This window comes from 'Fragaria x ananassa' phyllody phytoplasma, from assembly GCF_018274325.1.
GTDB lineage: Bacteria > Bacillota_I > Bacilli_A > Acholeplasmatales > Acholeplasmataceae > Phytoplasma.
This window is the reverse complement of record NZ_JAGVRH010000003.1, coordinates 1-20705: the sequence shown is the minus strand read 5'-3', so window position 1 is coordinate 20705 and position 20705 is coordinate 1. Positions and strand designations below refer to the sequence as shown.

At 28.4% G+C, this 20705-nt stretch carries 35 protein-coding genes and 1 pseudogene; all 36 read right to left on the bottom strand.

Features of this window, described 5'->3' with window-relative positions:
• Nucleotides 1-129 precede the first annotated feature (129 nt).
• The 36 genes and pseudogenes from metG to rpmF all read right to left on the bottom strand — a co-directional run bounded on the left by metG (nucleotide 130) and on the right by rpmF (nucleotide 20115).
• The gene (gene metG, locus J8J04_RS01290; protein WP_212331192.1) at nucleotides 130-1695 is read right to left on the bottom strand and encodes a methionine--tRNA ligase; all 1566 of its coding nucleotides are present in this window, start codon (nucleotides 1693-1695) and stop codon (nucleotides 130-132) included.
• A 50-nt stretch (nucleotides 1696-1745) separates the two neighbouring features.
• Nucleotides 1746-2591, bottom strand: a complete 846-nt coding sequence (gene rsmI, locus J8J04_RS01285) for a 16S rRNA (cytidine(1402)-2'-O)-methyltransferase (protein ID WP_212331189.1) — start codon at nucleotides 2589-2591, stop codon at nucleotides 1746-1748.
• Nucleotides 2592-2679: 88 nt separating this feature from the next.
• Entirely contained in the window at nucleotides 2680-3636 is a 957-nt protein-coding gene (locus J8J04_RS01280) for a DNA polymerase III subunit delta' (RefSeq protein ID WP_212331187.1), read from the bottom strand.
• A complete protein-coding gene (gene tmk, locus J8J04_RS01275; RefSeq protein ID WP_212331185.1) occupies nucleotides 3615-4247 on the bottom strand; it encodes a dTMP kinase in 633 nt (210 codons plus the stop codon). The genes J8J04_RS01280 and tmk overlap by 22 nt, the downstream gene beginning before the upstream one ends.
• Nucleotides 4248-4275: 28 nt before the next feature.
• Nucleotides 4276-5007, bottom strand: coding sequence for a tRNA pseudouridine(38-40) synthase TruA (gene truA, locus J8J04_RS01270; RefSeq protein ID WP_212331183.1), 732 nt, complete (start codon nucleotides 5005-5007; stop codon nucleotides 4276-4278).
• 141 nt (nucleotides 5008-5148) lie between these two features.
• Nucleotides 5149-5505, bottom strand: coding sequence for a 50S ribosomal protein L17 (gene rplQ, locus J8J04_RS01265; RefSeq protein WP_212331181.1), 357 nt, complete (start codon nucleotides 5503-5505; stop codon nucleotides 5149-5151).
• Between the two features lie 21 nt (nucleotides 5506-5526).
• Nucleotides 5527-6519 (bottom strand): DNA-directed RNA polymerase subunit alpha, encoded by a 993-nt coding sequence (locus J8J04_RS01260; protein ID WP_212331178.1) that lies wholly within the window; start codon nucleotides 6517-6519, stop codon nucleotides 5527-5529.
• Between the two features lie 32 nt (nucleotides 6520-6551).
• Nucleotides 6552-6938 carry a 30S ribosomal protein S11 gene (gene rpsK / locus J8J04_RS01255; RefSeq protein ID WP_212331175.1) on the bottom strand — a complete coding sequence of 129 codons (387 nt, stop codon included), beginning with the start codon at nucleotides 6936-6938 and terminating at the stop codon, nucleotides 6552-6554.
• 15 nt (nucleotides 6939-6953) lie between these two features.
• The gene (gene rpsM / locus J8J04_RS01250) at nucleotides 6954-7319 is read right to left on the bottom strand and encodes a 30S ribosomal protein S13 (RefSeq protein WP_212331171.1); all 366 of its coding nucleotides are present in this window, start codon (nucleotides 7317-7319) and stop codon (nucleotides 6954-6956) included.
• A 17-nt stretch (nucleotides 7320-7336) separates the two neighbouring features.
• Complete coding sequence (rpmJ, locus tag J8J04_RS01245) at nucleotides 7337-7453, bottom strand: 50S ribosomal protein L36 (RefSeq protein WP_203551939.1); 117 nt, start codon at nucleotides 7451-7453, stop codon at nucleotides 7337-7339.
• Between the two features lie 11 nt (nucleotides 7454-7464).
• Nucleotides 7465-7683, bottom strand: a complete 219-nt coding sequence (gene infA / locus J8J04_RS01240; RefSeq protein ID WP_203551938.1) for a translation initiation factor IF-1 — start codon at nucleotides 7681-7683, stop codon at nucleotides 7465-7467.
• Between the two features lie 39 nt (nucleotides 7684-7722).
• Nucleotides 7723-8466 carry a type I methionyl aminopeptidase gene (gene map, locus J8J04_RS01235; protein WP_212331156.1) on the bottom strand — a complete coding sequence of 248 codons (744 nt, stop codon included), beginning with the start codon at nucleotides 8464-8466 and terminating at the stop codon, nucleotides 7723-7725.
• Entirely contained in the window at nucleotides 8466-9116 is a 651-nt protein-coding gene (locus J8J04_RS01230) for an adenylate kinase (protein WP_212331154.1), read from the bottom strand. The genes map and J8J04_RS01230 overlap by 1 nt, the downstream gene beginning before the upstream one ends.
• Before the next feature lie 19 nt (nucleotides 9117-9135).
• On the bottom strand, nucleotides 9136-10371 hold the full coding sequence (gene secY / locus J8J04_RS01225; RefSeq protein WP_212331152.1) for a preprotein translocase subunit SecY: 1236 nt from the start codon (nucleotides 10369-10371) through the stop codon (nucleotides 9136-9138).
• Between the two features lies 1 nt (nucleotide 10372).
• The gene (rplO, locus tag J8J04_RS01220; RefSeq protein ID WP_212331150.1) at nucleotides 10373-10810 is read right to left on the bottom strand and encodes a 50S ribosomal protein L15; all 438 of its coding nucleotides are present in this window, start codon (nucleotides 10808-10810) and stop codon (nucleotides 10373-10375) included.
• Nucleotides 10810-11007 carry a 50S ribosomal protein L30 gene (gene rpmD, locus J8J04_RS01215; protein ID WP_212331148.1) on the bottom strand — a complete coding sequence of 66 codons (198 nt, stop codon included), beginning with the start codon at nucleotides 11005-11007 and terminating at the stop codon, nucleotides 10810-10812. The genes rplO and rpmD overlap by 1 nt, the downstream gene beginning before the upstream one ends.
• Nucleotides 11004-11519, bottom strand: coding sequence for a 30S ribosomal protein S5 (gene rpsE / locus J8J04_RS01210; RefSeq protein WP_212331145.1), 516 nt, complete (start codon nucleotides 11517-11519; stop codon nucleotides 11004-11006). The genes rpmD and rpsE overlap by 4 nt, the downstream gene beginning before the upstream one ends.
• A gap of 13 nt (nucleotides 11520-11532) precedes the next feature.
• Nucleotides 11533-11886 (bottom strand): 50S ribosomal protein L18, encoded by a 354-nt coding sequence (rplR, locus tag J8J04_RS01205; RefSeq protein ID WP_212331143.1) that lies wholly within the window; start codon nucleotides 11884-11886, stop codon nucleotides 11533-11535.
• Nucleotides 11887-11896: 10 nt separating this feature from the next.
• Nucleotides 11897-12451 (bottom strand): 50S ribosomal protein L6, encoded by a 555-nt coding sequence (gene rplF, locus J8J04_RS01200; RefSeq protein WP_212331141.1) that lies wholly within the window; start codon nucleotides 12449-12451, stop codon nucleotides 11897-11899.
• Between the two features lie 22 nt (nucleotides 12452-12473).
• Nucleotides 12474-12866, bottom strand: coding sequence for a 30S ribosomal protein S8 (gene rpsH, locus J8J04_RS01195; RefSeq protein WP_212331139.1), 393 nt, complete (start codon nucleotides 12864-12866; stop codon nucleotides 12474-12476).
• 15 nt (nucleotides 12867-12881) lie between these two features.
• Nucleotides 12882-13151 (bottom strand): 30S ribosomal protein S14, encoded by a 270-nt coding sequence (gene rpsN, locus J8J04_RS01190; protein ID WP_212331137.1) that lies wholly within the window; start codon nucleotides 13149-13151, stop codon nucleotides 12882-12884.
• Between the two features lie 14 nt (nucleotides 13152-13165).
• Nucleotides 13166-13714, bottom strand: coding sequence for a 50S ribosomal protein L5 (rplE, locus tag J8J04_RS01185; RefSeq protein ID WP_212331134.1), 549 nt, complete (start codon nucleotides 13712-13714; stop codon nucleotides 13166-13168).
• A 15-nt stretch (nucleotides 13715-13729) separates the two neighbouring features.
• Entirely contained in the window at nucleotides 13730-14077 is a 348-nt protein-coding gene (gene rplX / locus J8J04_RS01180; protein WP_212331132.1) for a 50S ribosomal protein L24, read from the bottom strand.
• Between the two features lie 12 nt (nucleotides 14078-14089).
• Nucleotides 14090-14452, bottom strand: a complete 363-nt coding sequence (gene rplN / locus J8J04_RS01175; protein WP_212331129.1) for a 50S ribosomal protein L14 — start codon at nucleotides 14450-14452, stop codon at nucleotides 14090-14092.
• Nucleotides 14453-14464: 12 nt separating this feature from the next.
• Nucleotides 14465-14731, bottom strand: a complete 267-nt coding sequence (gene rpsQ, locus J8J04_RS01170; protein WP_212331383.1) for a 30S ribosomal protein S17 — start codon at nucleotides 14729-14731, stop codon at nucleotides 14465-14467.
• A gap of 113 nt (nucleotides 14732-14844) precedes the next feature.
• A pseudogene (rpmC, locus tag J8J04_RS03300) lies at nucleotides 14845-15039 on the bottom strand (50S ribosomal protein L29); the annotation flags it as partial.
• Complete coding sequence (gene rplP, locus J8J04_RS01160) at nucleotides 15036-15458, bottom strand: 50S ribosomal protein L16 (protein ID WP_212331124.1); 423 nt, start codon at nucleotides 15456-15458, stop codon at nucleotides 15036-15038. The gene rplP and the pseudogene rpmC, both read right to left, overlap by 4 nt.
• A complete protein-coding gene (gene rpsC, locus J8J04_RS01155; protein ID WP_212331121.1) occupies nucleotides 15436-16191 on the bottom strand; it encodes a 30S ribosomal protein S3 in 756 nt (251 codons plus the stop codon). Before rpsC ends, rplP begins: the two co-directional genes overlap by 23 nt.
• Complete coding sequence (rplV, locus tag J8J04_RS01150; RefSeq protein WP_212331372.1) at nucleotides 16169-16558, bottom strand: 50S ribosomal protein L22; 390 nt, start codon at nucleotides 16556-16558, stop codon at nucleotides 16169-16171. Before rplV ends, rpsC begins: the two co-directional genes overlap by 23 nt.
• A gap of 53 nt (nucleotides 16559-16611) precedes the next feature.
• Entirely contained in the window at nucleotides 16612-16896 is a 285-nt protein-coding gene (rpsS, locus tag J8J04_RS01145) for a 30S ribosomal protein S19 (RefSeq protein WP_212331118.1), read from the bottom strand.
• Between the two features lie 14 nt (nucleotides 16897-16910).
• On the bottom strand, nucleotides 16911-17741 hold the full coding sequence (rplB, locus tag J8J04_RS01140; protein ID WP_212331115.1) for a 50S ribosomal protein L2: 831 nt from the start codon (nucleotides 17739-17741) through the stop codon (nucleotides 16911-16913).
• Between the two features lie 27 nt (nucleotides 17742-17768).
• Nucleotides 17769-18059, bottom strand: coding sequence for a 50S ribosomal protein L23 (gene rplW, locus J8J04_RS01135; protein WP_212331112.1), 291 nt, complete (start codon nucleotides 18057-18059; stop codon nucleotides 17769-17771).
• Complete coding sequence (gene rplD, locus J8J04_RS01130) at nucleotides 18056-18682, bottom strand: 50S ribosomal protein L4 (protein WP_212331109.1); 627 nt, start codon at nucleotides 18680-18682, stop codon at nucleotides 18056-18058. The genes rplW and rplD overlap by 4 nt, the downstream gene beginning before the upstream one ends.
• On the bottom strand, nucleotides 18669-19328 hold the full coding sequence (gene rplC / locus J8J04_RS01125) for a 50S ribosomal protein L3 (RefSeq protein WP_212331106.1): 660 nt from the start codon (nucleotides 19326-19328) through the stop codon (nucleotides 18669-18671). The genes rplD and rplC overlap by 14 nt, the downstream gene beginning before the upstream one ends.
• A gap of 68 nt (nucleotides 19329-19396) precedes the next feature.
• Nucleotides 19397-19720, bottom strand: coding sequence for a 30S ribosomal protein S10 (rpsJ, locus tag J8J04_RS01120; RefSeq protein ID WP_212331103.1), 324 nt, complete (start codon nucleotides 19718-19720; stop codon nucleotides 19397-19399).
• A 200-nt stretch (nucleotides 19721-19920) separates the two neighbouring features.
• Complete coding sequence (rpmF, locus tag J8J04_RS01115) at nucleotides 19921-20115, bottom strand: 50S ribosomal protein L32 (RefSeq protein ID WP_212331100.1); 195 nt, start codon at nucleotides 20113-20115, stop codon at nucleotides 19921-19923.
• Nucleotides 20116-20705: the final 590 nt, after the last annotated feature.

The window sequence follows — 20705 nt, the reverse complement described above, 5'->3', positions numbered from 1 at the left end:
TCAATAATTGAGATATTTAATTGGTAATTATTAATCAACAAAATAAAATTATAGTTGTGCTTCGGAAAAAGCAAAAATCTTAATAACAATTAAACCAAAAAAAAAAAAAAACAATAAAATATAATTTAATTAAGTAACATTGAAGAAAGATAAAACAGTATCTAAATTTAAACGTTGAAATAAAATTTCATCTTGCATCAATTCTTGACTATCAAGCAAACCAAAAGTATTTAAACTTTCAAAAGTAACAGCTTGCGCCCTAATTTGAAACAAAATTTTATCAGCTGTTTGAGGTAAAAAAGGTTTTAATAAAACACCTAAAAACCTTAAACTTTCAAACAAAGAATATAAAATATAATCTAAAAGAGAAGTTTTTTCAGTAATTCTAAATAATTTCCAAGGCTCAACTAAATCAATATATTTATTAATAAAACGAGCTAATTTCATAATTTCTGCTAAAGCATCGCCAACCTTACGTTCTACCATTTTTTGACGCACTAAAGAAAGAATTGATAAAACTTTTAATGATAAATCAAAATCATCATTTTCACTAGGATTAATTAAAATTTTATTCAAATGATTTTGGCGATAACTTTTTACCATTCCAAAAATTCTATGAACTAAATTACCAACCACATTAACTAAATCACTATTATGTCTTTCTACTAACAATTCATAAGTAATATTACCATCTTGAGCATAAGGAATCTCATGTAAAACAAAATAACGAATCGAATCAATTGGAAAAATTTTTAATAAATCATCTACATATAAAACATTTCCTAAAGATTTAGACATTTTATTTTTATCAAATAAAACCCAAGGATGAGCTAAAAATTGTTTTGGTAATTCCATCTCAAGGGCCATTAATAAAATAGGCCAATAAATTAAATGAAATCTTAAAATATCTTTCCCAATAACATGAAGGTCACAAGGCCAATATTGCAATAATGGTTGATTAGAAGATAAATGAGGATTGTATTTTAAACCTGTTAAATAATTACTTAAAGCATCAATCCAAACATAAATAACATGTTTAGGGTTAAAAGCAACAGGAATACCCCATTGAAAAGAAGTTCTTGAAATAGATAAGTCATTTAATGGTTTTTTTAATAAATTTAAAAGTTCTTTTCTTTGATTTTGAGGTTTAATTAAATCAGGATTATTTATTAAATATTGTAACAGACGATCTTGATATTTAGAAAGTTTAAAAAAATACGTTTCTTCACTAATCAAAATCGGAGTTTCACCATTTAAAGTTTTTCCATCAATTAATTCTTTTTCCAAAACATAAGATTCTTCTACTACGGAATATAAACCTTGATATTTACATAAATAAATATCACCTTTTTGATATAATTTCTCAAAAATAGCTTGAACTGTTTTTTGATGTGATTGATCAGTGGTTTTTACAAATTGATCATAACTAATTTGCATCAAATCATAAATTCTTTTAATCTCTGAAGAAACATGATTAACATATTCTTGTGGTTTAATTCCTTGTTGCAAAGCTTTTTTTGCAATTTTTTGCCCATGTTCATCAGTTCCTGTTTGAAACAAAACATCATAACCATCTAAACGCTGAAATCGAGCAATCGCATCAGCTAAAATAATTTCATATACATTACCAATATGAGGAATACCTGAAGCATAAACAATTGATGTAGTAAGATAAAATTTAAGTTGAGAATTCATAAAGTTTATAAACCTCCTTGATATAAACATAAATAAACATTACAAACTATTTAATTATTATGATATTGACAATAAATTTCTTTTTTTATAGTCTTTCTATCTTGAGCAACTTTCAGCAAAGCATCTTTTTGATTCAAACCTAATTTTAAATAAAACAAAACATGTTCGGTAACACTTAATAAAAGCAAATGTTGACAAGGATTTCGATTACCTTCAACCAAAAGAACATATTCACCTTTAGTTATTAAAGGTTCTTTTAAAAGAGAATCAAGATCGCCATTAATAATGGTTTCAAATTTTTTAGTTAATTCACGAGCTAAAGAAACTTTTCTATTGCCATAAAGTCGATAAATTAACAGCAAAGTTTTTTTAATTCTATGAGGGGATTCATAAATAATAAGAGTTTCAGGAGCATATTGATATTTCAATAATTCTTTTTCTATAGTTTTAGCAAATCGAGATAAAAAAGATAAAAAGATAAAAGGAGCAGAAAGATTAGCTGTTACAAAAGCAGTTAAAAAAGCAGATACTCCAGGAATAGCTACAACATTAAAACCACGTTGTTGCACTATTTGAACTAAAGAAAAACCAGGATCACTAATTAACGGAGTACCTGCATCACTAACCAAAGCCAAAGATTTTCCTTGCGATAACAATTCTAAAATTTGAGGTAACCTTTTTTTTTGATTATACTCATAATAAGAAAGCAATGGTTTTTGAATTTGATAAAACTGCAAAAGTTTTTTAGCTGTTCTAGTATCTTCTGCTAAAATTAAAAAAACTTCTTTTAAGGTTGTTAAAGCTCTTAAAGTAATATCTGCTAAATTTCCTATTGGAGTTGCCACTAAATATAAAGTTGTCTTATTATTAAAAAAACTTTTTTGATGAAATAACATGTTTTTACCTTATTTAAAATTAAGTTTGAAAAGTTAAATACGGAAGCGGTGATGTTGAATTTTTAATTATTTATATGAAAAAGTTAGTCTAAATATTTCTTTTTTCATCTATTTCCATTAAAAAAGCAAAAAAAAGATTTTGAGGATTAACTAAAACATTTTTTTGATAATATTTTTGAATAATTGTTAATATCTTAATATTATCTTGTAAAGTTAAGTTTTGAAAGATTTTTTTAACAGGTTGTTTGATGAAATACACTGATAGTTGGATTTTTTTATACAATAAATCCAAAAACCATCTTAATAAAACTAACCAAAAATCATTCAAAAAACAATTAAAATCTTGATTTAAAGAAGAAGGAAAAGAGAAGGAGGCACAAGATAATACTAAAGAAGTAGGTTGTTGCCATTTTTTTAAAAAAAATAACAAAAAATATTTAAAATCACAATAATAATCGCTTGTACTTAATACATTTGGTTTTGAATAATTTTGATTTAATAAAGCAAGTAGTAATACATCAAAAAGATCCTCTTGGTGATTCACAACAGATAATTTTATATGTGATTGACCAAAATGATTAATACTTATGATTTGACAACGTGAAACAATAGTAGATAGAACTTTTTCTAAATTATCAGTCAATAAAAAACCAGTAATATTAGGAGGAGTATTTTCTAAAAAATGCAATAAACTATGAGCTGCTGAAGAAGAAATTTTATCAATTGCTTCAATAACATAAATTCTTTGTTTCCCAAATAAAGAAGTTTGATTAAATATTTTTTGAAATTGTACAATTTGTTCCTTTTTCAAAGAATGATTATCTTTGTTTAAGTAATAAAAATTAGGATAGGATAATTTTAGTAAGGTTTGTTTATTAAAAACATGAGATTGGTGATCTGCGCGAGACTGGAAAATTTGATAAGATAATTCTAAAACAAAATTCTTTCTTTGTTCTAAAGAGGAACCAGTAATTAAATAAAGATGTGAAAGTTTGTTATTTTTAATAATTTTTAAAAATTGATTTAACAAAACTTGTAATTGCATAATAAATGTTTAACTTTTTGATAAATAACAGCAAAAACTTTTTCTAAAGAATCGGAAGCATCAACAGTAATAATGCGTTTAGGTTCTTCTAAAGCCCTTTTTAAATACCCTTGACGAATTTTTTGATGAAACAACAAACTTTCTAAATCAAGACGATTTTGAAGATTTAATTCACGAAAACAAGCTAATCTTTTCTTAACTATTACAGGTTCTAAATCAAGATAAAAGGTAAGATGAGGTAAATATTTTAAAGCAAAACGATTAATTTGAGCAATATATCGATAACTTAATTTTCTGGCATATCCTTGATAAACAAAAGAAGAATCTAAATAACGATCACAAATAACAATGTTTTTTTTTTCAAAAGCAGGAATTATAACATGAGATAAATGTTCTATACGGTCAGCAGCATACAACAAAGCTTCTGTTTCATAAGAAACTTTTGGCATTTTAGGGTTTAAAAGTATTTCCCTGATAAAACTAAAGGGAGAATAACCTCCAGGTTCTTTAGTTAAAACAACCTGATATTCTTGTTGGGTTAATTTTTGAGTCAACATGCGTGCTAAAGTAGTTTTTCCTGAAGCCTCGCCACCTTCAAAAGAAATAAACATAACAATTATCCACTCTCCTTTTTTTATTTTAATAAAAAATTTTTTTTAAAAACAAACCTTTAGCAGGTGCTAACAAAGTTGCTTTAATATGTGTTTGTCGCAATAACATAACTTGAAAAAGGTCTAAAGACATCCTATTTTTACCAATTTCAATAAAACTTCCTAATAAAAAACGAACCATATACTTTAAAAAACTATCACCATGAAAAAACAAAATATATTGTTGTGCAGTTTCTTTCATAAAAGTATAAAAAATCGTTTTATAAAAATTTTTAGATTGTTTTTCATTAGTAAAAGAAGTAAAATCATGTTGTCCTTGAATTAAATAAAGGGCTAATTTAATTTTATCAAAATCAAGATCTGGGATAAAAACTTGAAAACGACAATTAAAAGCATTAAGTGGTTGTTTAGAAAAAAAATATTGATAAACTTTAGATTTTGCCAAATAACGAGAATGAAAGGTAGAAGATATAGTTTGCATTTTTTTTACTTGAATATCTTGCGGCAAAAGATGATTAAGTGTGTTTTTAAAACATTTGGGTTCAATAAAAAAAGGAGTTTTAAAATGAACAATTTGCCCCCGAGCATGAACCCCTTTATCAGTTCTGCTAGCTGCAAAAGTATCAATATTTTGATGAGTCATTAATTTTAAAGCATTTTCTAATGTTTGTTGAATGGTGGCAACTTGAGGTTGTTTTTGATAGCCACAATAACAAGTACCATCATAACTTAAAATTAACTTATAGCAAAAATATTGCAAAAATGCCTCCTTCTTATTAAGAAATTTTAAGATTTTAAATAACATTTATTTCGTTAATAAACCTATAAAAAAGCTTTCTTAGTATTTAAGAAAGTCAATTATTAAAAAATAGATAAGATAAGGTTGTTAAGAAATAAAAAATCAAACAAAAGCAATAATTGCCATAGGTGCTCCATCGCCACGACGAGAAACTGTTTTAATAACTCTCGTGTATCCACCTTGACAATTGACATATTGAGAAACAATTTTTTGAAATAATTTTTGTAAAACAGTAGTTTCTTCGTTAATTTTTTCATCAAAAAAATGTCTTACAGCTTGACGTCTTGTGTGAAGGGTTCCTTTTTTGGCTAAGGTAACCATTTTATCAGCTAATTTTTTTAATTCTTTTGCTTTGGATTCAGTTGTAATAATTTGTTCTTGGATGATTAAATCAGTCATTAAAGTTCTTAATAAAGATCTTCTTTGAGATTTATTGCGCCCTAATTTGCTAAAAGACATAATAATCTACATTCGTCCTTTCTAATTTATATCTTTGTCTTCATCAAAACCGTGATGAAAAGCTTCTTTTAAATAATCATTAAATTCTAAGCCATATTCTAAAAACTTATCTTTTAATTCTTGAAATGATTTACGACCTAAACTTTTCAGTTTGATGACTTCTTTTTCGCTTAATTTTACTAAAGAAGCAACCGTATTAATACCTGCTCTTTTCAAACTATTAAAAAGTCTAACTGATAAATCTAATTGTTCGATTTCCAAATCAAGCACATAATTATGTGCTTCAGGTTTATTTTCAGTAATAAATTCTACTTTAGATGTTTTTTGACTTAATTCAACTATTAGGTTAAAATGGTCTACTAAAATTTTAGCTGCTGTTGCTAACGCTTCTTTAGCTAAAAGAGCTCCATTAGTAGTTATTTCCATAATTAATTCATCTTTATTACCTAATTTTTTTTCTACTTGATAAGCAACATTAACAACTGGAGTGAATAAAGAATCAATAGCAATAACACCTATTTGATTTTCACTATGAACTTTATTTTCTTTAGCACTAACATAACCAATTCCTTTTTTAATAGTAACTGTCATATAAAAATTAATATCAGAAGAAATAGTGGCAATATGATGATCAGGGTTAACTACATAAACACCTGTAGGCAATTGAAAGGCTGCTGCTGTAACACGTTGTGGTCCTAAAAGAGAAATTTCTAATTTTTCTTCAAAATCATTAGATTCATCATCAACTTTGAAAACAATTTTTTTCAAATTTAAAATAATACTCATGACATCTTCATAAACGCCAGGAATAGTAGTAAATTCTTGTTCCACTCCCTCAATCTTAACATTAACAATAGCGGTTCCAGGTAAAGAAGATAATAAAATTCTTCTTAAAGCATTTCCAATAGTAATACCATAACCTATTGCTAAAGGTTGAATGATAAATTTACCAAAAAGAAGACTTTCATCAATTTCTTCAATATAAAAAGGTTTCGTAAATTTAAGATTTTTCATAATCTCTCCTCAAAATTTCAAACAAAATTTTCTTATCCTCTAGGAAGTTTTGGAGGTCGACAACCATTATGAGGAACTGCAGTAACATCTTTAATAGCAGTGATTTCTAATCCTGATGCTTGCAAAGAACGAATAGATGCTTCTCTCCCAGGTCCAGGTCCTGTCACAAATGCTTCCACCTTAACCATTCCGTGTTCCATAGCTGCTTTAGCTACTGCTTCTGCGGCTAATTGAGCAGCAAAAGGTGTTGATTTACGACTACCTTTAAACCCTAAAGCTCCAGCGCTACTCCAAGTAATAGCATTACCATGAAGATCTGTAATCGTTATAATAGTGTTATTATAATCTGTGTTGATATGCGCAATTCCCAAAGGAACATTTTTTTTAACTTTCCGTTTGGTATTTCTTTTTTTTGCCATTGCTTTTCTCCTTTATTATTTTTTCTTACCAGCAATTGCTTTTGGTTTTCCTTTAACAGTATGAGCGTTATTTCTTGTTTTTTGACCTCTTACAGGCAATCCTCTACGATGACGCAATCCACGATAAGCGCCAATTTCCATCAAACGCTTAATATTTAAAGTAGCTTCGCGTCGAAGATCTCCTTCAACATTATATTTAGTAATTTCACTACGTAAAGCTGATAATTGCTGTTCTGTTAAATTTTTAACTCTAATATTTTGATCAATATTTAATTCGGTTACAATTTTTTGAGATAATTTGTTACCTAAACCATAAATATAAGTCAAAGCAATTACTACTCTTTTGTCATTAGGAATATCTATTCCTGCAATTCGCGCCATAAAGGTCTCCTTTTAATTTATCCTTGTCTTTGATTGTGTCGACGATTTTTTTTATTAATAACATAAACACGTCCTTTACGACGAACAATAATATCGTCTTCACTACGTTTTTTAACTGATGCTCTAACTTTCATATTTTTTCTCCTTACTTAAAACGATACGTTATACGAGCGATAGTTGGATCATATGGTGATAATTCAATTTTTACTTTAGCACCAGGTAAAATACGTATATGATTGATACGTATTTTACCAGAAACATAAGCGGTGATCGTTTTTTTATTGGGAAGTTCTACTATAAATTTAGCATTAGGCAAAACTTTAACAATAATAGCTTCCATTTCAATAATATTGGTTTTTGACATTTAAAGAATTCCTTTAATTTGTTAATTTATTTTTGAACATTAAGCTAAAATTTCATATCCTATAGCAGTAACCAACACTGTATGTTCAAAATGAGCACTTAAACTTTTATCAATAGTGACAACAGTCCAATTATCAGCTAAAACTTGGACTTCTGGACTCCCTAATGTTAACATTGGTTCCACACAAAAAGTCATCCCTTCTTGAAGAATAGGTCCTTGATGTGGTTCACCAAAATTAGGAATATAAGGTTCTTCGTGCAAAGATTTACCGATGCCATGTCCTGTAAAATCTTTAACAATCCCTAAATGATGTTGCTTAGCAAATGTTTGAATAGCATGAGAAATATCAGAAAAATGATTATTCGGTTTAATTTGCACAAGACTTTGTAATAAAGCTGCTTGAGTCAAAGTGATAAGTTGTTGCACTTGAGAAACGATGGAACCAACAGCATAAGTATAAGCACAATCAACATAATAACCTTGATAACTAATTCCTAAGTCTACTGTTACGATATCTTCTGACTTTAAAAAAATATTGGGAGAGGGAATGCCATGGACTACCACTTCATTCACTGAAGTACAAATATACTGAGGAAAACCATGATAATCTTTAAAAGCAGAAGTAACACCATTTTTTTGATAAAATTCTTGCACTAATAAATTAATTTTATGAGTAGTTATACCTGGAACAATTAAAGAAGCAAGCATTTTGTGAGTTTGTTGTAAAATATTGCCTGCTTGACGCATTAACATAATTTCATGAGGTTTTTTAATAGTAATCATTATTTTTTAATTTCCAAAACTTTTAAAATCATTTGAGTTACTCGATCAATATTTTGCATTCCATCAACTTCAAAAAATTGATTTTTTTGTCGATAATATTCGACTAAAGGTAGAGTTTCTTGATTAAAAACTTTTAAACGTTTTAAAAAAGTTTTTGGTTTATCATCTGTTCTTTGAATTAATTCTTTTTGGTCTTTATCACAAATTCCTGGAACTTGAGGAGGGATATTATTTAAGTGATAAACTTTACCACACAAAGGACATATTCTACGACCAACAATTCTATTCATCAAATCTTGAGTGCCAGCATTAAAATAAATAACTTTAGTTAAAAGTAAACGTGATTCTTGAAAAAAACGGTCTAAAAATCGTGCTTGAAACACATTTCTTGGAAAGCCATCTAATAAAAAATCTTTAGATGAAACTGTAGTTGATAAATAATCGGCAATCATTTGATTAGTGATATCATCAGGAACTAAAAGCCCTTGTGAAATAAAGGTTTTACTTAATTCTCCTAATTGAGTTTTTTCTTTAAAATTCTTACGAAAAATATCACCTGTAGCAACATGATGAAGATTTAAAACATCTGATAAAACAGCAGCTTGGGTCCCTTTTCCAATTCCAGGAGGTCCCAATAATATTAATATCATAATTATTTTGCCTACCTTATTACAATAATTTTGCATATTCTTTTTTATTGGCAGTAGCCATAATACGTTGAATAGTTTCGATTGCAACACTAACGATAATTAGTAAACTAGTTCCTCCTAATTTCATTTGTTTTAATCCTAAAAATTTATCCATAAGATAAGGCATAGTAACAAGGGAAACAAAAAAAATAGTTCCTAGAACAGTGATTTTAAATAAAAGAGAAGAAAGATAATTAGTTGTTTGTTCTCCAGGTCTTAAACCCGCAAGATAAGCATCTTGTTTTGATAAATGTTCTGAAATATCTTCAGGATTAACATTCATAAAAGTAGAAAAAAAGGAAAATACAACAATTAACACAATCTGAAGGGCAAAAGCAAAATTAATAATGTTAGGAGTAGTAAAGTATTTGACCAAATATTTAAACGATTCATTTCTAATCACTTGTGCTAAAAATTGAAAAGGTTGTAATAAAGCTGATGCCAAAATTAAAGGCATTACTCCAGCAGTATTAATTTTGAAAGGAATATAACTTTTTCCTCGTGTGTGAGTTTGATTACGGGCATAATGAACTGGTATTTTTAAAAAAGTTGTTTGTACAACAACAGTTAAAATTAAAAATACAAATAAAATAGATAAAACACCAACAAATATAAGAAGCTTTTCATTGTTGTAATCAACTAAATACTTTTGATATATTTCTTTCAAAGAGTCAATCAAATTACCACTCATAGATGCCATAATTAAAATGGAAGTTCCGTTGCCAATTCCTTTAGAATTAATTAAATCTGCAAACCAAATTAAAAGAGCACACCCAGCAGCTGCCATTAAAGCAATTAAAAAACAATGAAGAATAGAAACACTTTGCAAAACAAACCAACTATGATTATACTCATTTAAATAACTAAAAGTTTGTCCGAAAACAAACAACATAGCTAAAACACGAGTTAACAGATTAAGCTTACGTTTACCCATTTGTCCTTGTTCTTTCCATTCACGACAAAGAGGTAAAAGTTTTTGTAAAAACTGCACTACAATCGAAGCAGTAATATAAGGATAAATTCCTAATCCAAAAAGTTTCCAAAGTTTAGTTTTACTAAATGGCATCCCAGGAAGGCTTAGAAGTTCAATTTGTTTAGGAATCAAAGGTAAATCGATATCACAACCTACTTTAAAAAGAAAAAGAATAAATAAAGTAAATAAGATTTGAAAAATAAGTTTAGGATTACCTAAAATTAATTTTAATTTCCCTTTCATTTTAAATAACCTCTATTTTTCCACCAACTGCTAAAATAGCTGCTTTAGCTTTACTAGAAAATTTGGAAGCTTGAACAACTAATCTTTTAGTTAAAATTCCTTGCGCAAGAACTTTAATACCACATAATGGATCTTTAATGATTTTTTGACTTATCAATAATTGAGGAGTAACCAAAGTATCTTCTTCAAAATTTTGCAAAATTTTTAAATTCAAAAGAGCATATTTTTTTTGAAAAGAATTATAAAAGCCTCTTTTTGGAATTCTTTGAAAAAAGGGGATTTGACCGCCTTCAAAACCAGGTCGAAGAGTTTTACCGGAACGAGCCAATTGACCTTTATGTCCTTTACCAGAAGTTTTACCAGTGCCACTACCAGGACCACGTCCTAAACGTTTAGTTGTTTTACGTGCTGCTTTAACAGGTTTAATGGTATGCAACATTATTCTTCCTCCTTAGTATCCAAAATTTTTTGAACCGAAATAAGATGACTAATGGTTTTAAGCATTCCATTGATGGCTGGAGTATCATCTTTTATTACTTGACTATTGATTTTTTTCAAACCTAAAGCATAAGCTGTTTTGATTTGATTATCACGACAAGTAATTAAACTTTTAATTAAAGTAATTTTTAGTTTCATTGTTCTTTTTTAGCTAAAGTAATTCCTCTTAATTTAGCCACTTCTTCTTTAGTTCTTAAATTTTGTAATCCATCCATTACAGCTCTTAACACATTAATAGAAGTACGTGAGCCAAAAGTTTTAGTTAAGACATCATGAATGCCAACTAGTTCTAAAATAGTTCTAGCAGCTGTTCCTCCAGCAACAATACCAGTCCCTTTAGAAGCGGGTTTCAAAAAAAATTTCGAAGCTCCAAAATGACCAATAGTGTCATGAGGAATAGTAGCACCTGCAAGAGGAATGCGCACTAAATGTTTTTTAGCTTTTTCCAAAGCTTTTTTAATAGCATCAACAATCTCTTGGGCTTTAGCAGTGGCAAATCCAATTTGACCTTTTTTATCACCAACAACAACTAAAACAGAGAAACGAAAACGACGGCCACCTTTAACTACTTTGGTAATGCGACTAATTTTAACGACTTTTTCCTCAAAAAGAGACATTTTTTTAACAAATTCTTTTTTTATTGTTTTCATCTAGTCCTCTCCTTTAAAACTCTAGTCCAGAATGACGACAAGCTTCAGCTAAAGCCTTTATTTTACCGTGATACAAATAACCAGAGCGATCAAAGACAATATTCTTAATGCCTTGCACTAGAGCTTTTTTAGCGATCAAAGTACCAACTGCTTGAGCCGCTTTAATATTAGCACCAGAAATACTAGTTTCTTTACTGTGGACACTACATAAAGTATTTTGCGCATGATCATCAATTAATTGAACATAAATAAATTTATTCGACCTAAAAATATTTAAACGTGGTCGTTGTTGGCTTCCTATAACAATTTTTCGTAAACGCAAATGACGTTTTTTACGTAATACATTTGAAGATTGTTTAGTTATCATAACTTAATTATTAGTCCTTTCTGATTTTTTTAGCACTTTTACCTGCTTTTTGACGAACATATTGCCCCACATAACGAATTCCTTTACCTTTATAAGGTTCTGGTTTACGCAATTTTAAGTTTTTAGCAGCAAATTCGCCAACAAGTTGTTTATCAATACCTTTGATCACAATTTCTGTATTTTGATTAACGACAACTTCAAGAATATCAGGAATAGTAACATTGACAGTATGAGAAAAACCTAAAAATAAAATAAGTTGTTTGTCTTTAATTTGAGCACGATAAGCTAACCCAATAATTTTTAAAGTTTTTTGAAAACCCTTACTCACACCTTCCACCATATTAGCTAATAAAGCTCTAGTAGTACCATGAATTTTTTTCATAAAAATATCATCATTAGGGCGAGCAACTGTAACAACTTGGTTTTCATTAGTAATTTTTAATCTACGGTTAAATTGGTATGATAATTGACCTTTTGGACCTTTTACTGAGATAAGATTATTATCTTGAATATCCATTGTAACCGCATCAGGGATTACAATTACTTTATTTCCTACGCGGGACATAAATTTTCTCCTTTAATTGTTTTTACCAAACATAAGCCAAAACTTCACCACCAATTTGGGAAAAACGAGCTTGAGCATCGGTTAAAATTCCTTTAGAAGTAGAAACCAAAACTATTCCTAAACCATTTAATATTTTAGGTAATTGTTCAGCTGATGCATAAACTCTTAATCCTGGTTTAGAAACTCTTTTTAAACCTTTAATAACTTTTTCTTTATTGGAGGCATATTTTAAACTAACAATTATTTCTCGAGATAACTGAGGTAAATAAAAATCTTTAATAAAACCTTCTTTTTTAAGAACTGATAAAATTTCTAATTTTAACTTTGAAGCAGGAATTAACACTTTTAAATGTGACATTTGATTAGCGTTGCGAATTCGTGTTAACATATCTGCAATAGGATCAGTCATAACCATATTTTAGTCTCCTTTTTACCAACTAGTTTTTTTAACACCAGGTAACTTTCCTTCATGAGCTAACTGTCTAAATTTAATTCTAGAAATGCCAAATTTACGAATATATCCTCGAGGACGACCATCAATAGAATCTCTATTTTTTAAACGAACAGGAGATGCTTTGACAGGTATCTTAGATAAGGCAACATAATCAGCTTTTTTTTTAAGTTCTAAACGCAATGCAGCGTATTTCAAAACTAATTCTCGTTGTCTTTTATCTTTTGCAATTTTTGATTTTTTAGCCATAAATAATCTTTCCTTTAATTTTTAAACGGCATGCCATAAAGTTCTAAAAGCTTTTTGGCTTGAACGTTGTTTTTAGCGGTAGTGACAACAATAATGTCCATACCACGAATTTTTTTAACTTTATCAATGTTGATCTCTGGGAAAACTATTTGTTCTTTCAATCCTAAGGTATAATTACCACGACCATCAAAAGATTTTCCAGAAATACCTCTAAAATCTCTTACACGAGGGAAAACAAGAGAGGTTAATTTATATAAAAAAGCTTCTTTACGAGCTCCTCTTAAAGTAACTTTAACTCCAATAGGCATGCCTTCACGTAATTTAAAATTAGAAATAGATTTTTTAGCTTTAGTAATAACAGGACTTTGTCCAGTTAATAATTTTACTTCTTCAACAACTTCATCAATTACTTTACTATTGAAAATAGCATCGCCAACCCCTATATTAACCACAATTTTATCTATTTTAGGAACTTGCATTACTGATTTATAGTTAAATGTTTTCATTAAGGTAGTAGTTATATTAACATGGTCTAATGGGAATAAGTTATTTTCTTTTTTCATTTAATAAAACTCTCCTTAATTTAAATCATTTAGTGTAGTATTTGATTTTTTTGCATAACGAACTTTTTTTCCTGATTCTAAACGAATTCCTATTTTAGTAGGAGTTTGAGTGTAAGGATCAATTAAAGCTACATTAGAAATATGAATTGGGGCTTCTCGTTTAACAATAGTGCCTTTATCTTGATCTTGAGCAGGTGGTTGATGTTTTGTTTTAATGTTCACACCTTCAACAAGAATTTTTTGAGTTTCAGCAAAAATTTTAATAACTTTGCCTGTTTTAATTTTTTTCTTACCTATTTCATCCATATAATAACGATCTTTACCAGATAAAATAGCTACGGTTTCACCTACTTTAATATGCATAAGAGATACTCCTTATAAAACTAATTGAGCTAAAGAAACTATTTTAGAAAATTTCTTATCGCTCAATTCTCGAACTACTGGTCCAAAAATACGGGTACCAATAATACTTAAATCTTCTTTTAAAAGAACTAAAGCATTATCGTCAAATTTAATATAAGAACCATTTTGACGTCTTAATCCTTTTTTAGAACGTACAATAACACCTTTTAAAACATCGTGTTTTTTGACTGTACCAGATCCTGATTTAACAGTTACTACTACAACATCACCGATGTTTGCATAACGACGTCTAGTTCCTCCTAAAATACCAATAACTAGGACTTCTTTAGCGCCACTGTTATCAGCTACAACTAAACGACTTTCTCGTTGAATCATCTCAATTTCTCCTTAATTTAGTTTCTTTGAATAAAAAAGAATTTTGAATAATCGAAATTTTTTAGTTTTAGATAAAGCTCGTGTTTCCATAAAGTTAACTAAATCACCTATTTTAGCTGATTGGTTTTCATCATGAACATGAAATTTTTTCGATTGTTTCACTCTTTTACCATATAAAGGATCTTTTTTATAAATGTCAACAACAACAGTAATAGTTTTTTTCATTTTATCAGAAACTACTTTTCCAACGAAAGTTTTTCTAAAATTACGTTTCATTATTTATCCTCCTTGTTAATATTAACTTCTTGTTTAACCGAAAAACTATCATTTAAAGTTGAAACAGTATTATCTGAAGAAATTTTTAAAGATTTAGATGGTTGAATTAGGTTTGAATTTGAAATTATTTTTTTTTGTGTAAGAATAGTTTTAATACGAGCAATGCTTTTTTTTAATTTACGAATTTGAGCAGTATTAGTTAGTTTTCCTAAAGCCAATTGAAAACGTAAATCAAAAAGTTCTTGGTGTAAAACAACTACTTTATTTTCTAATTCTTCAGAGTTCATTTTTAAAATTTCTTGCATTTTCATAATTCTGCACCTTTTTTAACAATTTTAGTTTTAATTGGTAATTTGTGAGAAGCCAATCTTAAAGCTTCTACTTCTATTTTTTCAGAATTAGTAGTATCTTTAACTTCAAATAAAATTTTGCCAATTTTAACAACAGCTACCCATTCTTCAGGAGAACCTTTTCCTGATCCCATTCGAACTTCAAGTGGTTTTTTAGTTAAAGATAAATGAGGGAAAATATTAATCCAAACTTTTCCTGTTCTTTTCATATAACGCGTCATAGCTATTCTAGCAGCTTCTATTTGTTTATTAGTAATAAAAGCTCCTTCTTTAGCAATTAAAGCATAATTGCCATTGACAATGATATTTTTACCTTTTGCTTTTCCCTCAAAACTAACACGATGAGGACGACGATATTTAGTTCTTTTTGGCATCAACATTTTTAGGAACTCCTTTAAAATAACGAGAAGGGCGTTTACTATTTCTGTTATTAGAAGAAACAAAAGGTTTTCTAGTATCTAAAATAGTTTGGCCTGGTAAAACTTCACCATGAAAAATCCATACTTTAACTCCTAAAACACCATAATTAGTATGAGCTTGTAAAGAAGCATAATCAATATCTGCTCTTAAAGTATGTAAGGGAACCCTTCCTTCGGCATTACCTTCACTACGAGCTATTTCAGCACCATTTAAGCGTCCAGAGACTAAAGTTTTAATCCCTTTAACACCTGCTTTAAGGGCTTTTTGAATAGCCACTTTTTGAACACGTCGAAAATTCATACGATTTTCTAATTGTTCAGCTATATTTTGAGCTATTAATAAAGCTATTTTTTCATAATTTTTAACTTCTAAAATATTTAAATCTACGTCTTTTTGAGTTAATTTTCTTAATTTAGCAACCATTTTATTACGTGTTTCACCATCTCTACCAATAATAACACCTGGTTTGGCTGTATGAATATGAATTTTAATACGATTTTTAGTTTTTTCTTTTAATCGTTGGATTTCAATTTGGCTAATCGCGCTTTTTTTGCTAAAATTATTAATTAATTCACGGATTAAATAATCTTCTTTAATTAAAGCAGGAATTTCTTTATCTTGAACAAACCATTGAGAATCCCAAGTTCTAATAATTCCCAATCTTAAACCATTAGGATTGATTTTTTGACCCATTTTGTACCTCCTTTAGTATTTGTTCATTTTTTAAAGCCACTACTAACGTAATATGGCTAGTTCTTTTTTTAATCATATCACCAGAACCCTTAGCTCGTGGGAACATACGTTTTAAACGTAAGCCTTCGTTAACAAAAACTTCTTTAACATAAAGTTGTTCATGGTTTAACTTTAAATTATGAGTAGCATTAGCAACTGCACTGTTTAAAAGTTTTAAAATAACGGGAGCAGCTATTTTTGAAGTAAAAGTTAAAATAGCTTGAGCTTGAGCAATATTTTTACCTCTAATTAAATCAACAACCAAACGTGCTTTACGAGGAGCAATTGAAACTTTAGATGCAATCGCTTTAGCCTTTTTCGTTTCCATTTCCATAATCCGTTCTTTTCCTTCCCCTTATTTTTACTTAATTTTACTTTATTTTACTTTTTTTGGCTTTTTTTATTATCTTTTTTATCATGTCCGCGATAAGTACGAGTAGGAGCAAATTCTCCTAATTTATGTCCTACCATATTTTCAGTAATATAAACAGGAATATGTTCACGACCATTATAAACAGCAATTTTGTGACCAACAAAGATAGGTGTAATAGTAGAACTACGCGACCAAGTTTGAATCACTTTTTTATTTTTTAAATTTTTTTGTTTTTCTATTTTAGCTAATAAATGACTAGCTACAATAGGACCTTTTTTGATTGAACGTGGCATTTATAACCTCCCAATTATTTTATACGTCGTCTAATAATTAAAACATTAGAAGTTTTTTTACGATTACGAGTTTTAATTCCGCGAGCTTTTTTACCCCAAGGAGTCATTGGTGATTTTCGTCCAATAGGAGCTCTACCTTCTCCTCCACCATGAGGATGGTCGTTAGGATTCATTGCTGATCCTCTAACAGTAGGTCTGATTCCTAAAAAACGTTTTTTTCCGGCTTTACCGTAATTAATTAGTTTATAAGATTCATTTCCAATTTCACCAATAGTAGCACGACAAGCACCAAGTACTTTACGAACTTCACTTGATTGTAAACGTAATAAAACATATTTACCTTCACGACCAATGATTTGAACTGAAGAGCCAGCACTACGCGCTATTTGGCCACCTTTACCAGGTTTTAATTCAATATTATGAACAGTTGTTCCTACTGGGATATTGATTAAAGGTAGGCAATTACCAATTTTAATATCAACATCTTTTCCAGAAACAATTTGCATGGATACAATTAAACCTTTAGGAGCTAAAATATATCTTTTTTCACCGTCAAGATAATGAATTAAAGCAATGTTAGCACTACGATTAGGATCATATTCAATAGTGGCAACTTTACCAATAATATTATCTTTATTTCTTTTAAAATCAATTAAACGGTATTTTCTTTTAACACCACCACCACGATGTCTGACTGTTATTTTACCTTGATTATTACGTCCTGATTGATTTTTATAAGATACTAATAAACTTTTTTCTGGTGTTTGAGTAGTTATTTCTGAAAAAGCAGAAACACTCATATTACGAGTTCCGTTAGTAGTAGGCTTGTATTTTTTAATCGCCATAATCATTTACCTTCCTTTTAAATGTTTTTATTCATTTGATAGAATTGGAATTTTTTGCCCGGAAGCTACTTTAACAATAGCTTTTTTATAACCTGAAGTGTAACCTTCAAATTTTCCTTTTCTTTTGAAACGAGGAAGGACATTTCTCGTATTCACTGAAATTACTTTAACTGAAAAAATATGTTCTAAAGCTTTTTTAATTTCAATTTTATTAGCTGTTTTTGATACTTTAAAAGTATATTTATTTTGTCTTTCAATTAATTTATTAGTTAATTCAGTGATAATAGGAGTTTTAATTAAAGTATAATATTGATTCATTTTTTAAAAATCTCCTCAAAATAAGTAACAGCATCAGCAGTTAAAACTAAATTTTTACAATTAAGCATTTGATAAACACTAGTATGAGATGCTTTTTCTAAAGTAACATAAGGTAGATTACGAGAAGCAAGCATTAATTGTTCTGTCATATTAGTCACAATAATTAAAGTTTTAGCTTGTATTTTTAAATTTTTTAAAATTTGAGCTAAATGTTTAGTTTTATTAGTTTCTAAATTAAAATCATCAATTACCATTAATTGTTTTTGTTGTGCTTGTAAAGATAAAGCAGATTTGATGGCTAAATGAGATACTTTTTGATTAACTTTAATAGAATAATCACGCGGAGAAGGACCAAAAGCAACACCACCACCACGCCATAAAGGTGAACGAATAGAACCATGACGAGCACGCCCAGTTCCTTTTTGTTTCCAAGGTTTTTTACCACCACCAGCAACTAAAGCACGAGTTTTAGTAGCGTGTGTTCCTTGACGCATTGCTGCTCTTTGAGCATTAACAACATCATATAAAACCTGTTGATGTGGTTTAATATCAAAAACACTACTTTCTAAAACTTTGGTCGCAACAAGGTCGCCTTTTTGATTGATAATATTATATTTTGACATGTGCTTCTCCCTTTATTATTTTTTTAACAGCAGTTTTAATTACAACAAAACCTTTATTTGTTCCTGGAACATTACCTTTAATTAAAAATAAGTCTTTACTTTGATCAACATCAACAATCATTAAATTTTGAATAGTAACAGTTTCATGTCCCATTTGCCCTGGTAATTTCTTACCTTTTAGTTTCCCTTTAATAGGACCCATTGATCCAGGACGACGGTGGTAACGAGAACCATGGCTTTCAGGACCACGACTTTGATTATGTCTTTTAATCGAACCGGAAAAACCTTTACCTTTAGAAGTACCTGTGATATCAACTAAATCACCAGCTTTAAAAGAAGGGATCACTGTTTCTCCAACCACTAATTGAGTTAAAGGTGAATTTATATCTTTAAAAATAATTTCTTTAATGAAGCGCTTAGGAGTTGTGTTAGTTTTTTTAAAATGACCTAATAACTGTTTGGTTGTATTCTTTTCTCTTTTAGGATCATAACCAATTTGAGTAGCTTGATAACCATCAGTTTCTTTATTTTTTTGTTGTAAAACAACATTTAATGCAACATCTATAATAGTAACTGGAATTAACACACCTTGTTCATTAAAAATTTGTGTCATTCCTATTTTTTTTCCTAAGATTCCTTGAGCCATTCTCTTTCTCTTTTCTTATTTTTTTTTTTTTTTAATTATTGTTTATCTTTTCTATTTATTGTTAATCATTATTTTTTTAATAAAATATCAATTGCAGGTGGTAAACTCATATGCATTAAAGATTCAATAGTTTTATTATTAGGATTAATAATTTGAATTAAACGTTTATGAGTATGACGTTCAAATTGTTCTCTTGAATCTTTATTAACAAAAGGAGAACGTAAAACAGTAAAAACTTCTTTTTTAGTAGGGAGGGGAATAGGACCTTCAATTTGAACTCCTGTTTTAGTAACGATATCAATTATTTTTTTAGCTGCTTGATCAATTAAATGATGATCATAAGCTCTTAAAAGTATTTTGACAATTTCTTTTTCTTTTTTATTTTTGTTCACTAATGTGCTCCTTTTAATATCTATTTTTCTAATCTCTTTAAACAACTGATATTAGTGTTTAGTTTTTTAATCAAAAAATTAAAGCAAAAGAACAACTACTAAATAAAAGAGTAGAAGGATAGCTATTATTCCTCAACTTATATTTATTATTTTTATTTATTAAATGATTAAAAAATTAAATTTTTTATATTTTTAAAAGACTAATTATCTTTAACTAATTTATTATTATCTAAAACTAATTTACCTTTATAATAACCACTATTTTTAGTTACTCGATGAGATAGAGTAAAGTTATTTGTTTGTTTACAAACAACTAAAGCAGGATTACCCAATTTATAATGAGTACGTCTTTTTCTTTTTGCCGTTTTTCCGGTTCGTCTAAAAGGAACAGCCATATTTTAATCCTTTCTTTTTTATTTTTATTATTTTTTTATTAGCTTGTTTAATCAATACTTAAAAACTATTAAAAAATAAGGTAAGCTTAAAAAAATTAATAAAAATGAAAAATCAATTTTAAACCTAAAGATATTTTAACTTAAAAAAGTTATTTTGTCAACCTTTAAAGATAATTACAAAACAGGATACGCTCCACGAAAATGGAGCCAGTTAAGAACAATACTTTTTAAGAAAAAAATACAATTTTTTCTTAAAAAACAAATTATTTATTGATTACTTTTGTTATAACTCAAAATAGATTTATGTCAACAAGAAAAATATTTATAATTTATTTTAATTTTTTATTTTTTATTAATTGCTTCAGCTACTTATCGTTATTAATTTAATTAAACATTTTTTGAACATGAAAGGATAATTTAAAATATCTTTATTCATTGTAAATTCAATTAAATATAGCATAATCATTTTTCCTTTATAGATATTTATAAACATAACATAACTTAGTCACTTCATTTATCCGTCTTATCAATCCTAACTCACAATATAACATTAAACCCAAAATCTCACATAAAAAAATCCTTTTTTTTTA